Source organism: Ponticoccus litoralis, assembly GCF_039769985.1.
GTDB classification, from domain to species: Bacteria; Pseudomonadota; Alphaproteobacteria; order Rhodobacterales; family Rhodobacteraceae; genus Ponticoccus; species Ponticoccus litoralis.
In genome coordinates this window covers 484,614-498,115 of record NZ_JBDNCH010000004.1, presented here as the reverse complement: position 1 = coordinate 498,115, position 13,502 = coordinate 484,614, and the positions used below count along the sequence as shown (strand labels likewise).

Genomic DNA, 13,502 nt, shown 5'->3' with positions numbered 1-13,502 from the left:
CTTTCCGACCACGACACAGGAGACAGCCATGTCCGCCACCGACACCCGCTTGCCCGTCACCGTCCTTTCCGGCTTCCTCGGCGCCGGAAAGACCACGCTTCTGAACCGCGTGCTGAACAACCGCGAGGGCCGCCGCGTCGCCGTCATCGTCAACGACATGTCCGAGGTGAACATCGACGCCGATCTGGTGCGCGAGGGCACCGAACTGTCGCGCTCCGAGGAGAAGCTGGTCGAGATGTCCAACGGCTGCATCTGCTGCACCCTGCGCGACGACCTGCTGAAAGAGGTGCGCGCGCTGTCGCAGGAGGGCCGCTTCGACTACCTGCTGATCGAGTCCACCGGCATCTCGGAACCGCTGCCCGTCGCCGCGACCTTCGATTTCCGCGACGAACAGGGCGAAAGCCTGTCGGACGTGGCGCGTCTGGACACCATGGTCACGGTGGTGGACGCGGTAAACCTGCTGAACGACTATTCCAGCCACGACTTCCTGACCGACCGGGGCGAAAGCCTTGGCGATCAGGACGACCGCAGCCTTGTCAGCCTGCTGACGGAACAGATCGAATTCGCCGATGTGGTGATCCTGAACAAGGTCACCGACGCGGGCCCCGACAAGACCGACAAGGCGCGCAAGATCATCCGCGCCCTGAATGCCGACGCGAAGATCATCGAGACCGATCATTCCGAGGTGGCGCCCGAGGCGATCCTCGACACCGGGCTTTTCGATTTCGACAGCGCGCATGAGCACCCGATGTGGGCCAAAGAGCTCTATGGCTTCGCCAACCACGTGCCCGAGGACGAGGAATATGGCATCACCTCTTTCGTCTACAACGCCCGCGCGCCCTTCCACCCGGAGCGGCTGCACAGGGCGCTGAACGGCCCCCTGCCCGGCACGATCCGCGCCAAGGGGCATTTCTGGATCGCCTCGCAGCCCAACTGGGCGATGGAGTTCTCGCTGGCGGGCGCCATGTCCTCGGTCAAGCCGCTGGGCTGGTGGTGGGCCTCGGTTCCGAAGGAGCGTCTGCCCACGCATCCCGAGGCGCAGGCCGAAATCGCGCGGCTCTGGGCCGAGCCATGGGGCGACCGGCGTCAGGAAATCGTCTTCATCGGCGTGGGGCTCGACCGCGACGCCATCTGCGCCACGCTGAACGCCGCCCTGCTGGACGTGACGGATTTCACCCCGGCGGACTGGACCGACCTGCCCGATCCCTTCCCGCGCATGGACCGGCAACAGGCGGCCTGACGGATCACCGGCGGCCATGACCCCGGGAGGCGCCCCGGCAAGGGCGCCCTCTCACGGGACTATGGGGCGAAGGGCATCGAGGCGGCGGGCAGAACCGCCGCCTCCAGCCTTTGCAGGTATGTCGGCGAAAGCCATGCCCCGCTGCCGTTCAAACCGGCCATGGCCAGCGCTTCCACCCGACGCCGGACGGGCGGGCCGCACGCACTGCCTTCTGTCCGGCGCGGGGCGGATGGTCTTCCCGCCGACGGCTGGCGTCACTTGACGCGCACCGAACCCGTCCGCCAAAGGGCTTCGCCCCGCCAGCGCCGCGCTACGCCTGTTTTCCCGGGAAGGGGTAAAGCCGATCCGACGTCCCCGCCTTCATGACGAACCCCGGGACCGCATGGTTCAGCACATCCGGCAGCGCCTGCGAAATCTCGATCAGCGACCCCAGGTCGGTGCCGGTCGGAATGCCGCACTGATGGAACATGTGCACAAGGTCTTCGGTGCAGACGTTGCCCGTTGCCCCCGGCGCGTAGGGGCAGCCGCCAATGCCGCCAAGCGCGGAATCGAAGCTGCGGATCCCGGCATCATAGGCGGCCAGCGCATTGACCAGCCCCATGTCGCGCGTGTTGTGCAGGTGCAGCGTGAGGGGAAGGCCCGGGTGCCTGTCCAGGATCGTGGACACAACCTTTTCGACCTGGCGCGGATTGGCCACGCCGATGGTGTCGGCAATGGTGATGCCCTCGATCCCCAACGCAAGATAGGCCTCGACGCCCCAGAGGATGCGGTCCATGGATTGCCGTCCCTCGAAGGGGCAACCGAAGGTGGTCGCCAGCGTGCCGTTCACGAAGACGCCGGACCCCTCCATCACCCGCATGATCTCGGCGAACTGGCCGAGAGACTGCGCGCAGGTCATGCGCATGTTCGCAAGGTTGTGCTGCTCTCCGATGGACATCACCAGATTGACCTCGTCGACCTTGCTGTGCAGGGCGCGTTCCGCCCCGCGCACATTCGGCACCAGCGCCGTGTAACGCACGCCCGGAACCCGCTGTAACCCGGCCAGAACCTCTGCCGCGTCGCGCAGATTGGGGATCGCCTTGGGCGACACGAAAGAGGTCACCTCCAGACGCCGGATGCCGGTGCGGGACAGCCGGTCGCCCAGCCGGATCTTGTCCTCGGTGGCGACGAATGCCGCCTCGTTCTGAAGGCCGTCGCGCAGCACGACCTCGTTGATCTGAACCTGTTCCGGCTGTGCAGTCATGGCGGTGTCCTCCGATTTCCGTCGGCGGATCATACCAATCCCGATTGCGCCTCATCAACAGATATATCATCTGATGTATCAGTTGACATGGATGCGCAGAGCATGCAGCTTGACCCCTGAAATCGAATCTGATGTGTTTACTGATGCATCACACGTCTTGGAGAGGGCCGTGATGCGCGTGGAGGATCTATGACCGAACCGGCGAAGCAGATCGCGGAACTCGTGGCGCGTGCACGCAAGGCGCAGGCCGTGCTGAACGGCTACACCCAAGAGCAGGTGGACCTGATCGCGGGCGCCATCGTCTATCACCTGTCGCAGCCCGCAATGGCCTTGCGCATCGCCGAGATGGCCTATGAAGAGACCGGCATGGGCCTTGTCGACAGCAAGCGCGCCAAGCTGGTGCAGAAGATGCCCGCGATCTTCCACGACATCCGCAAGGAACCCACCGTCGGCGTCATCGACCGCGATACGGCCAACGGCATCACCACCATCGCCAAGCCCTATGGCGTGATCGCGGCCCTGGTGCCCAGCACCAACTGCGAGGCGACGCCGATCTTCAAGGCCGTTCTGGGCATCCGCGCCCGCAACGCGGTGATCTGCGCCCCGCACCCGGCCAGCAAGAAGACCACCCTTTACGTGGTCGACGTGATCCGGCAGGTGCTGCGCGCCATGGATGCGCCCGAGGACCTCGTGCTGTGCATCGAAACCCCGTCCAAGGCGCTGGCCGCCGAACTGATGGCGCAATGCGACGTCAGCATGGCGACCGGTTCGGGCGACATGGTCCACGCCGCCTATTCGGCGGGCAAGCCCGCCTATGGCGTGGGGGTCGGCAACGCCGCCGTCATCATCGACGAAACCGTGGACCTTGCCGAGACGGCAGAGAAGATCCGCATCGGCAAGACCGGCGACAATGCCTCGGGCTGCTCGGCGGAGAACTCGATCGTCGTGCAGGCCGGGATCTACGGCGGCTTCCTCAAGGCTTTGGAAGCCGAGGGCGCGCATATCGCCTCTGACGAGGAAAAGGCCAGGCTGCGCGCGGTGATCTGGGAAAACGGCCATGTCTCGCGCCGGGTCGTGGCCCGTCCGGTTCAGGAAATCGCGGCCATCGCCGGGATCACGGTCAAGCCGGGCACGCGTTTCTTCGTGGTCGAAGAGACCGGCACCGGCGCGGACCACCCCTTTTCCGGCGAAAAGCTGAGCCTTGTGCTGACCTGCTACCGGTACGACAGCTTCGACGAGGCCGTCGGTCTGGTGAACGCCATCACCGACTACTCTGGCTCTGGCCACTCCTGCGGGATCCATTCCAACGACCCCGACCGCATCCTGCGCCTGGGCCTTGAAACACGGACCTCGCGGGTCATCGTGCGCCAGCCGCACGGCGTGGCGAACTCTGGCAGCTGGGCGAACGGGCTGGCCAAGACCTTCTCGCTGGGCTGCGGCAGCTGGGGCGGCAACTCCGTCTCGGAGAACGTGACGCAGAAGCATTACTACAACACCACCCGCATCGCAGAGCCGCTGGACCGTCCGGTGCCCGACGATCAGGCGATCTACGGCGCGCTTCTGGACCGGATCGCCGCCCTGCGCCTCGGCGCGGAGGCCTGAGCCCATGCATTTCGCCCTGCGCCCGCAGCTTCACGGCCATGACACCTTTGCCGCCTTTGCCGAGGCCCATGCCCTTGGCGCGCGCGACCTGATCTTCACCCAGCGCATCCTGCACGAGACCTTCATGCAGGACAGCGCGGCACAGGTGCTGTTCTACGACGACTTCTGCGACGGAGAGCCGACCGATGTTGCCGTCGACGCAATGCTGTGGGCGATCCGCAAGCTGGATTTCGACCGGCTTGTGGCAATCGGCGGCGGATCGATCCTCGACAGCGCCAAGGTTCTGGCGCTCGACTCGGACGCCGATGTGGCGGGGCTGTTCGAGGCGGGTGTGCAGCCGGGCCGCAAGGTCGGGCTGATCCTTGCGCCCACCACCTGCGGCACCGGCTGCGAGGTGACCTGCGTCTCGGTCTTCGACTTCCCGGCCATCGGCAGCAAGATCGGCAAGGCCTTCGACGCCGGTTTCGCGGACCACGCGGTGCTGGTGGACGAATTCCTGTCCGGGATCCCCTACCCGGTCTTCGCGACCTCCTCGGCAGACGCGCTGGTCCACGCGATGGAAATCTACCTCGCGCCCAAGGCCAGCCCCTACACCGACATGTTCTGCATGGCCGCGATCAAGGCGATCCTTCAGGGCTACAGGCGCATCGTCGAACAGGGCCGCGCGGTCATCGCGCAGGACGCGCGGGCCTACCTGATCGCCAGCAACATGGCCGGGATCGCGCTGGCCAACGTGCTTGCGGGCGGCGTGCACGCCATCGCCATGCACTTCGGCAGCGCCCATCACGTCCCGCACGGCGAGGCGACGCGGCTTTTCCTGCCGCCGGTCTTCAAGGTCTATTACCGCAAGGCGCCCGAGGGGAAGATCGCCGAGATCGCCCGGGTGATCACCGAGGTGCTCGACCTGCCGCAGGACGGCACCAACCCCTTCGACGCACTGGACGCGCTTCTGGCGCAGGTCGTTCCGACCAAGCGCCTGCGCGACTACGGCATGGCCGAGGGAGACGTCGAACCCTATGCCGCCAAGGTCATCGAAACCCAGCAGCGCCTGCTGGTGAACAATTACGTCCCGCTTTCGGACAGGGACATCGCGGGCGTATACACCGACCTCATGTGACCCAGACAGCATTTCACAGGGGGGCGTATGGCTCAGAACTATTCAAAGAAGGCATACGAGATTCTTCAGGATCAGATCATAAATGGCTCGCTCAGGGCTGGCGCGCCCTCGATGTCCACCGCATCGCGGCGGAGATGGAGATGAGCATCACGCCCGTCCGGGACGCCATCAAGAAGCTCGAGGCCGACGGGCTGGTCGAGGTGCTTCCGCGCTCGGGCACCTTCGTGCGGCACTACACCATCGAGGACCTGATCAAGGGCTACGAACTGGTCGAGGGGCTGGACGGCATGGCCGGTTACCTGCTGGCCGAGAAGGTGAAGGCGGGCGTGGTCGCGGGCGCGGATATCGACGCCCTTCTGACCCCGCTGGTCGACGAGATGGACCGCAACCTGTCCCGCGAACAGGTGCGGACATGGGCGGAACTGGATGACCGGTTCCACCGGACGATTTTCGAAATGGCGGAGAACCCGCTGCTCGCCAATGGCTACAATTCGGCGAGAAACCAGATGCGGTCGGTGCTGTCCTTCATCAGCCCGGTCCATGTCGACAGGGCCAATTCGGTGAGGGAGCACCGTCTGATCGTCGCGGCGATCATCGCAGGCGACTGCGAGAAGGCCCGCAAGACCTGTCAGGACCACCGGCATCTCGTCCGGGAGATCCTGAAGACCTTGCATGGTGAGTGTCAAACATAACGGAGGAGTGAGACATGAAGACCAAGATGACTGCGATCCTGGCGGGCAGCCTGCTGCTGGCAGGGGCCGCACAGGCCGAAGACGTGATCTTCGCCCACGGCGAGAACCCCGGAAACCCGCGTTACATCGCGGCGGAGAAATGGGCCGAGCTTTACACCGAATGCACCGGGTCCTCGGTCAACGTGGCGCCTTCGGCGACCATGGGCGATGACGTGGAGATGCTGACCTCGGTCGGCGCGGGCATCATCCAGATCACCGCCAACTCGCAGGGCTCCTTCAGCCAGATCGTGCCGGAAATCGGTCTCTTGGGTCTGCCCTTCCTGTTCCCCGACCTCGAAACCGCACGGGCGACCGTGGACGGCGAAGTCGGCGCCCTGATCGACGAGCGCGCGCATGCGTCCGGCCTGAAGGTCGTGGGCTACTGGGACAACGGCATCCGCCACATCACCCACCTGTCCAAGCACATGCTGGAACCCGCGGATCTGTCGGGCATGCGCATCCGCACCCCCGGCAGAGATGACGGTCGACATCTTCGAGGCGCTTGGTGCCTCCCCTGCCCCGCTGGCCTGGTCCGAGGTGCCCTCGGCGCTTCAGTCCGGTGTCTTCGAGGGTCAGGAAAACCCGCTGACCAACATCTACTTCGCCAAGCTGCACGAGATCACGCCCTACATCACCCTGACCGGCCACATGTACGAGGCCTCGCCCGTCGTCGTGGGCCTTGCATGGTGGGAAGGTCTGGATGAGGCGACCCAGACCTGCGTGACCGACGCCACCCGCGAGGCCGGTGCCCTTCAGCGTCAGCTGAACAAGGAAGGCAACGACAAGCTGCAGGCGACGATGGAAGAGGAAGGCGCAATTTTCGCGACCGCCAACCGCGAGGCCTTCGTCGAGGCGACGGCTTCGGTCTACGACAAGTATGCGGAAACCTATCCCGACCTGGTCGCGGCCCTGCGCGAGGCAGCGCAAGGGCAATGACCCGGTCTTCTTCGGACGCGGCAGGGGGGCGGCAACGCCCCCTTGTCCACGGGCTCCTGACGCTGTGCCGCGGTCTGACCCTCGGGCTGGACTACAGCGCGCGGGTGATCGCGGTCACGGCCATGGCCGTGATGTTCACCCTGCTGCTGATGAACGTCGTGCTGCGCTACATCTTCACGACCGGCATCCCCATGGCCTACGAGATCCACGCGGTGCTGCTGCCCTGGCTGGTTGCCGGCGGGCTGGTGGTCGCCTCGGCCCGCAACCGCAATATCGCCGTGACGCTGCTGCCCGACATGATGCCCCCCGCCCTGCGGCGGCTCATCCTGATCGCGGTGCAGGGCATCGTGCTGGTGATCGCCGTCTCGATCGTCTGGAGCGGCCAGCCGATCCTGCGCGCCTCGACCTTCCAGTCGCTGTCGACGCTGGGGATCAAGCAGGTCTGGGGCTATGCAAGCCTGCCCTATTCCTTCGCCTGCATCAGCGTGATCGCGACCTGCGACCTGCTGCGCCTCATCCTGCGCGACGAGACCCTCGAAGAGAGCCTCGTCACGCCCACGAGTCTGAGCTGATCGGACCCTGACAGGAAAGCCCCGACCATGTCCGCGACAATGATCTGGATCTTCGTACTGCTGCTGCTTGGCGCCGTCCCGGTGGGTTTTGCCATCCTCGGCGGCGTCGCCGGCGCACTCTGGCTGGACGGCAAGTCCATGGCCGTGCTGGCGCAGCGGCTCTATTCACCCACGCAGAGCTTCCCCATGCTCGCGATCCCCTTCTTCATCCTTGCCGGCAACCTGATGATGTCCGGTACGGTTCGGCACCTACCTCGTCAATATCGCGCGCCTTCTGGTGGGCCGCTTCAAGGGCGGCATGGGTCAGGTTTCCGTGCTTGGCTCGGTGATGTTCGGCGGTGTTTCGGGCTCGGCGGTCGCCGATGCCACGGCGCTTGGCAACGCGCTGATCCCGGTGCAGAAGGACAGCGGCTATCCGCCCGCCTTTGCGGCGGCGGTCAATGCCTCCTCCTCGACCGTTTCGGTGCTGATCCCGCCGTCGATCCCGCTGATCCTGTATGGGCTGATCGCCAACGTCTCTATCGTCAACCTCTTCGTCGCGGGCATCCTGCCGGGGGTGCTGCTGGCGGTCGGCATGATGGGTGCGGTGGCGCTGGTCGGCAAGCGGCGCAACCTGCCGCGCGCGCCGCTCGAAGGGGGTTTCGCCGCCTTCAAGGGCCAGCTGTTCATCGCCCTGCCCGCCATGTTCATGCCGGTCTTCGTGATCGGCACCCTGCGCTTCGGCATCGCCACGCCCACCGAGGTCAGCGTGATGGCCGTGGCCTACGCGATGGCCGTCAGCGGGATCCTCTACCGCGACCTGTCGTGGCGCGTCCTGTGGGAGGCCTCGGTCGCCACGGTGATGATGACGGGCGCGGTGATGATCATCATCATGGCCTCCTCCACCATGCAGTGGGTGCTGACGCTTGAACGGGTGCCGCAGCATCTGGCGGAATGGGTCAGCCTGACCTTCTCGGAGCCCTGGATGGTCATCATGGCGCTGAACGTGGTGATGCTGCTGATCGGCACCGTGCTCGACCTTCCCGCCGCCGTGTTGCTGCTGGGGCCGATCTTCGTCGGCATCGGTCAGGCCATCGGGCTGGACCCGGTGCAACTGGGCCTGATGATGGTCGTCAACCTGTCGATCGGGCTTTACACGCCGCCGGTCGGGACGACGCTATTCATCTCGTCGGCCATTGCGCGGGTGGGGATCGGGGCGACGGTGAAGGCCCTGCTGCCATTCTACATGGTGTCCCTGCTGGTCCTCTTGCTGATCTCCTACGTCCCGGCGCTGACCTGGTACTGAGCCGGGCCCCCGGCTGGCGCGATTTCCGCGCCAGCCGGTCGGGCCGGGATCATGCTGAAGCAGGCGAGCCAGAGCCCTGCCCCTGCCTTTGTCGTCCACTTCGGAACCGCGTGGCAGAGCCGAAGGGGACGATCCTGTGGGCCATCCCCGCCCGGCGATCCTGCCCCCGATCCCGGCAAAGCGGAATGCCGGGCACGAGGGCGCGCCCGACCCGGCGCGCCCCCATCGGCGCATCACGACAGGTGATGCACCTCTTGCAACCCGTAGACGGGGGTCTCGATGCCCTCCATCCGGGCCTTCAGCTGCAGCGCAAGATACAGCGAATAGTGCCGCGACTGATGCAGGTTGCCACCGTGGAACCAGAGGTGCTCCTGCTGGGTGGGTTTCCACATGTTGCGCTGCTCGCCCTCCCAGGGGCCGGGGTCCTTGGTGGTGTCCGAACCCAGACCCCAGACCTTGCCGACCTTGTCCGCGACCTCGGGGCTGATGAGATCGGCGGCCCAGCCGTTCATGCTGCCATAGCCGGTCGCCATGACCACCAGATCGGCGTCCAGATGTGTGCCGTCCGACAGCACCACGCCGGTCTCGTCGAAGTGGTCCACCTGCCCCTTCACCAGCCTCACCGCGCCGTCGATGATCAGCTGGCTGGCACCGACGTCGATGTAATAGCCCGACCCGCGCCGCAGGTACTTCATGAAGAGGCCGGACCCGTCGTCGCCCCAGTCGAGATCGAAGCCCGCCTTTTCCAGCCCCGCATAGAAATCCGCGTCGCGTTCCTTCATCTGCTCGTAGAGCGGAATCTGGAACTCGTGCATGATCCGGTAGGGCAGCGAGGCGAAGATCATGTCGGCCTTTTCCGTCGTCACGCCATTGGCCACCGCCTCTTCGGAATAGAGCGCGCCGAGGCCGATATCCATCAGCGTGTCCGAGCGCACGATATGGGTCGAGGAGCGCTGAACCATGGTCACGTCGGCGTCCGCCTCCCAAAGCGCGGCGCAGATGTCATGGGCCGAGTTGTTCGACCCCACGACAACCACCTTCTTGCCGGTCCAGTCATCCGGGCCGTCGTGCTGCGAACTGTGCTGAATCGTGCCCCCGAAATCCTCCATCCCCGGGAACTGCGGCAGGTTGGGCTTGCCCGACATACCCGTGGCCAGCACCAGCTGCGTCGGGCGCAGCGTGACCTCTTCGCCGTCGCGGTTGACCTTGACGGTCCATGTGCCGCTGGCCTCGTCATATTGCGCGCTTCGCACCTCGGAGCGGGACCAGTAGTTGATCTCCATCACCTTGGTGTACATCTCCAGCCAGTCTCCCACCTTGTCCTTGGGTGTGAAGACCGGCCAGTTGTCCGGGAACTTGATGTAGGGCAGATGGTCGTACCAGATCGGGTCATGCAGGCAGAGCGACTTGTAACGCGACCGCCACTGGTCGCCGGGCCGGTCGTGCTTGTCCAGAACGATGGTCGGCACGCCAAGCTGCCGCAGCCGCGCACCAAGGGCGATTCCGCCCTGCCCGCCGCCGACGATCACGGTATAGGGCTGTTCGGTATAGCCCAGCTCGGCGGCCTCGGCCTCGCGCTTTTCCTTCCAGGACTTGCGGTTCTTGGCAGCGCCGTGTTCCGCCCCCATCGGGCGGCGGCGGCCCCGGTTTTCCTCATGGCCCTTCAGTTCCTGAAGCGCGGTCAGCAGCGTCCAGATCCGCCCGTCCTTCAGGCGCATCAGCCCCCAGCCGCGCCCGACGGCGGTCTCGAAGGTGATCCAGGCGGTGATGACCCCGCCCTCTTCGCCCGGCACCTCGCCCTGCTGAATGGCGAAGCCACGCGGCTGGGTGTGATTCAGTTGCGCGGTCAACATGTCCTGAACGCCGGACGGCCCCTCCACCGTCTTCAGGTTCCAGGAGACGGCGATCAGGTCGCGCCAGTAACTGTCCGTGGCAAAAAGGGCGCTTGCGGCCACGGCATCGCCTGCCTCCAGCGCGGCGTTCAAGCTATCCAGCGTCTCTTGCACCTGATCGGTGACTGTCGAGTCGAGCATTGCGTTTCCTCCTCATCGGCAATGTGATACCCGGAGAGTGGCGAAACGGCCCCCGTTGACTCTACGAAAATCTGGCAGGTTTGCCCGGGAAACACGGTGCTGCGAAGCAGCATGTTGCACATGCAACGCCGCGCAACACCTCAGTCGGGCGCGCGCAACCCCTCCCTGCGGATGCGGCGCAGGACGGTCGAGCGGTTGACCCCAAGGCGGCGCGCGGCCCGGGCCATGTTCCAGTTGCAGGCGTCCAGAACCGCCTCCAGATCCTGCTCTGGCGCCGGGGACCGGGGCGCGGCGGGCAGGTCCGGCAGGTCGATCACCTTGGTTTCCGCCAAGGCGCAGGCCACGTCCAGCGTATTGCCAAGCGCCCGCAGGTTGCCCGGCCAGTCGCGCGCCATCAGCTCTGCCCGCGCCGAGGGGGTCAGCCGCATCTCGCCGCCGTCGCGGCGCCGAAGCAGGCGGTCGATCAGCCAGCCAAGATCCTGCCTTTCGCGCAGGGGCGGCAGCGCCAGCACCGCCCCGGCCAGCCTGTGATACAGCATCGCGGGCAATCTCCCCTGCGCCAACAGTTCGGACGCGGCCTGCCCTGTTGTCGCGATTGGGCGCATGTCGGGATGCGCATCCAGAAGACCCGCAAGGACACGCGCGGCCTCGGGCGCCAGATCCTCGACCCGGCGCAGCAGCAGCGTGCCGGGGCCCGTCTGACCAGAGAGCGCCGCGCGCAGCGTCTCGGCATCGGCCCCGGCACAGTCGAGAGCCGAGGAAACCGCCGCGCCGCGAGGCCATGTGCACCGCCCGCGCCAGCTTGGTCTTGCCGGTGCCGCTTTCGCCGCACAGCATCAGGGGCACCGGCGTCGGCGCCAGCCGCTCGGCCTGCGACAGCAGCCGGGTCATGGCCGGGTCGCCCCCGGCGAGGGTGGCCAGAACACCGCCGCGCGCCCGCAGGGCCGGCGCGCTCGGCTGACCCGGTGCCCGGCGGGGCGCCTGCGGCGCAATGGCGTGGCCGAAGACGGCGCCGCCATCGCCAAGCGCCACCACCCGGTCCTCGGTCGGGCGGTCGCGCATCAGGTCGGGCAGGTCGTCGACGCTCAACCCCAGTAGGCTGTCAATCCGCGCGCCGATCAGGCTCTTGCCGCCCGACAGCATCCGCGTTGCCGCGCGCGTGGCGCCGATCACGCGGCCCGCCCCGTCCAGCGAGACCGCCGCCTCGGGGTCGACGTCGAGGAATTCCGGGCTGGTCGAGAACCGCAGCACCCATTCGCGGCGGCTGGCCGCCATCAGGTTCGCCATCTCGACCCGCCGCGCCGCCGCCGTCACCAGCGACATGGCGAGGTTCTGGCTGCTCTTCGGCGCCGGAGAGCGCAAAAGCGAGATGTCCAGAACCGCCGCCAGCTGCCCGAGGCTGTCGTAGATCGGCGCCGCGGTGCAGGACAGCCCGGTGTGCGCGTTCCCGAAGTGATCGTCCTGATGCACGGTCACCGGCTCGCCGGTGACGATGCAGGCGCCGACACCGCAGGTCCCCGCAAGGTCCTCGGACCAGTTGGAGCCAAGGTAGAGCCCCGCCTTGCGCAACTCGTCCACCAGCAGATCGTCGCCGTAGAAGTCGACGCAGACGCCCTTGGCATCGGTCAGGAGCAGCACGTAGTTCTGGCCCGTCACCTGCCGGAACAGACCCTGCAGGCTGGATCGCGCGGCGCCGATCATCCAGTCGGCCTGATCGCGGTGAAGGCGGAACTCGGTTTCGGTGACGATATGGGCCGGATCGCTGCGCGTCGGATCCATACCGTAGAGCTCGACGCAGCGCCGCCACGAGGCATCAACGTAGCTGTCCCGCCCGGACGCGCGCCCGCCCAGAACCTCGGCAATTTCCTCGACGTGATGCCGCTCGACCATATGACCGTCCTCCCGCCCAAGACTGTACATCCAAGCGCGGCTCACCCAAGGGAGGACTTTGGTAGCGGCCCTTGTGCTGCCGGACCCCGGGGTTTCGCGGAGCGGCGCCTTGCCCCCTGCCCTGCTCGGGACGGCGACCGACAGGCGCGGCGGGGTTGCCGGATAAACGTGGCCCTGCCGCAACCCGTCCCGAACCCCGGCTCACCGCCGGAGGGCTGTCACCTCTGAATCTCCCGGGACAAGGGCCACATTGAAGGCAACACACTCACTGATGAAGATAACCGACTGAAATCGCGTGAAATTACCCAATCCGGCCCCTTCGCGATGCAACAGGGGCGATTTCAACGGCATTTTTCCGGCCTGAGGCAGCTTTTCGGCGCCTCGCCTTCTGCCAGAAGCCAAGACAGCGCCCGGTTCAGAGTATGCGATCGCCTGAGCGCCCGGCCCTTCCGCGCGGTCGGACAGACCGGGGATATTGCCCGGCCGATCTTGGATCATATGGCCCCGTCCCACGCCGGACCAGCCGGTCGGTCCGGCGCGCCCTTTGCCCCGGCCCCATGCCCCCCTGCCCGGCACAGATCCTCCGCCTTAAGGCGCCTCTTGCGGCTATGGCCGCTTTCAAAGGTATCTCCGCCGATGATCGCACCGGTACTGCGGATTGGCGGACATTTTTCAGGCCTTGCCCTGCCCGTTTGCCGAGGGGCCTTGCCAGCGCCCCCCTATCCCGACATGAATAGCAGGTAGCGATTTCGAGACCCCGCATGGCCCCGCCATGCCGAAACCTCGCAGCGCGTTGTCGAAGGTCTGGCCTCTGCCCGCGAGTTTACAGCTGTAAACGCAGAATGAAGCCCGG

General features: G+C 66.3%; 9 protein-coding genes and 3 pseudogenes. 8 read left to right on the top strand and 4 right to left on the bottom strand.

Annotated elements, in window-relative coordinates; translation table 11 throughout:
* Window positions 1-28 precede the first annotated feature (28 nt).
* Window positions 29-1,240 (top strand): GTP-binding protein, encoded by a 1,212-nt coding sequence (locus tag ABFB10_RS23050; RefSeq protein ID WP_347168526.1) that lies wholly within the window; start codon window positions 29-31, stop codon window positions 1,238-1,240.
* Between the two features lie 310 nt (window positions 1,241-1,550).
* Here ABFB10_RS23050 and ABFB10_RS23045 read toward each other — a convergent pair whose 3' ends face one another.
* The gene (locus ABFB10_RS23045) at window positions 1,551-2,483 is read right to left on the bottom strand and encodes a hydroxymethylglutaryl-CoA lyase (RefSeq protein ID WP_347168525.1); all 933 of its coding nucleotides are present in this window, start codon (window positions 2,481-2,483) and stop codon (window positions 1,551-1,553) included.
* Between the two features lie 189 nt (window positions 2,484-2,672).
* Here ABFB10_RS23045 and ABFB10_RS23040 point away from each other — a divergent pair, with 189 nt between their 5' ends.
* The 7 genes and pseudogenes from ABFB10_RS23040 to ABFB10_RS23005 all read left to right on the top strand — a co-directional run bounded on the left by ABFB10_RS23040 (window position 2,673) and on the right by ABFB10_RS23005 (window position 8,726).
* Window positions 2,673-4,085, top strand: coding sequence for an aldehyde dehydrogenase family protein (locus ABFB10_RS23040; RefSeq protein WP_347168524.1), 1,413 nt, complete (start codon window positions 2,673-2,675; stop codon window positions 4,083-4,085).
* A 4-nt stretch (window positions 4,086-4,089) separates the two neighbouring features.
* The gene (locus ABFB10_RS23035) at window positions 4,090-5,202 is read left to right on the top strand and encodes an iron-containing alcohol dehydrogenase (RefSeq protein WP_347168523.1); all 1,113 of its coding nucleotides are present in this window, start codon (window positions 4,090-4,092) and stop codon (window positions 5,200-5,202) included.
* Window positions 5,199-5,894, top strand: coding sequence for a GntR family transcriptional regulator (locus ABFB10_RS23030; protein WP_347168522.1), 696 nt, complete (start codon window positions 5,199-5,201; stop codon window positions 5,892-5,894). The genes ABFB10_RS23035 and ABFB10_RS23030 overlap by 4 nt, the downstream gene beginning before the upstream one ends.
* Before the next feature lie 14 nt (window positions 5,895-5,908).
* A pseudogene (locus tag ABFB10_RS24445) lies at window positions 5,909-6,869 on the top strand (TRAP transporter substrate-binding protein).
* Entirely contained in the window at window positions 6,866-7,441 is a 576-nt protein-coding gene (locus ABFB10_RS23015; RefSeq protein ID WP_347168520.1) for a TRAP transporter small permease, read from the top strand. The pseudogene ABFB10_RS24445 and the gene ABFB10_RS23015 overlap by 4 nt, the downstream one beginning before the upstream one ends.
* A 27-nt stretch (window positions 7,442-7,468) precedes the next feature.
* Window positions 7,469-7,624, top strand: a pseudogene (locus ABFB10_RS23010) (hypothetical protein); the annotation flags it as partial.
* 115 nt (window positions 7,625-7,739) lie between these two features.
* Entirely contained in the window at window positions 7,740-8,726 is a 987-nt protein-coding gene (locus tag ABFB10_RS23005; protein ID WP_347168519.1) for a TRAP transporter large permease, read from the top strand.
* A gap of 233 nt (window positions 8,727-8,959) precedes the next feature.
* Here ABFB10_RS23005 and ABFB10_RS23000 read toward each other — a convergent pair whose 3' ends face one another.
* The 3 genes and pseudogenes from ABFB10_RS23000 to ABFB10_RS22990 form a co-directional block, all read right to left on the bottom strand.
* The gene (locus tag ABFB10_RS23000) at window positions 8,960-10,759 is read right to left on the bottom strand and encodes an NAD(P)/FAD-dependent oxidoreductase (protein ID WP_347168518.1); all 1,800 of its coding nucleotides are present in this window, start codon (window positions 10,757-10,759) and stop codon (window positions 8,960-8,962) included.
* Window positions 10,760-10,899: 140 nt separating this feature from the next.
* On the bottom strand, window positions 10,900-11,187 hold the full coding sequence (locus tag ABFB10_RS24495) for an AAA-type ATPase lid domain-containing protein (RefSeq protein WP_488175607.1): 288 nt from the start codon (window positions 11,185-11,187) through the stop codon (window positions 10,900-10,902).
* A gap of 400 nt (window positions 11,188-11,587) precedes the next feature.
* Window positions 11,588-12,538: pseudogene (locus ABFB10_RS22990) on the bottom strand (sigma-54-dependent Fis family transcriptional regulator); the annotation flags it as partial.
* Between the last annotated feature and the right edge of the window lie 964 nt (window positions 12,539-13,502).

Excerpts from the sequence above, each read along its gene's own strand:
- ABFB10_RS23050 (WP_347168526.1), top strand. The coding sequence starts at position 29 with ATGTCCGCCACCGACACCCGCTTGCCCGTCACCGTCCTTTCCGGCTTC.
- ABFB10_RS23045 (WP_347168525.1), bottom strand. The coding sequence starts at position 2,483 with ATGACTGCACAGCCGGAACAGGTTCAGATCAACGAGGTCGTGCTGCGC.
- ABFB10_RS23040 (WP_347168524.1), top strand. The coding sequence starts at position 2,673 with ATGACCGAACCGGCGAAGCAGATCGCGGAACTCGTGGCGCGTGCACGC.
- ABFB10_RS23035 (WP_347168523.1), top strand. The coding sequence starts at position 4,090 with ATGCATTTCGCCCTGCGCCCGCAGCTTCACGGCCATGACACCTTTGCC.
- ABFB10_RS23015 (WP_347168520.1), top strand. The coding sequence starts at position 6,866 with ATGACCCGGTCTTCTTCGGACGCGGCAGGGGGGCGGCAACGCCCCCTT.
- ABFB10_RS23005 (WP_347168519.1), top strand. The coding sequence starts at position 7,740 with ATGGGTCAGGTTTCCGTGCTTGGCTCGGTGATGTTCGGCGGTGTTTCG.
- ABFB10_RS23000 (WP_347168518.1), bottom strand. The coding sequence starts at position 10,759 with ATGCTCGACTCGACAGTCACCGATCAGGTGCAAGAGACGCTGGATAGC.
- ABFB10_RS24495 (WP_488175607.1), bottom strand. The coding sequence starts at position 11,187 with ATGCGGCTGACCCCCTCGGCGCGGGCAGAGCTGATGGCGCGCGACTGG.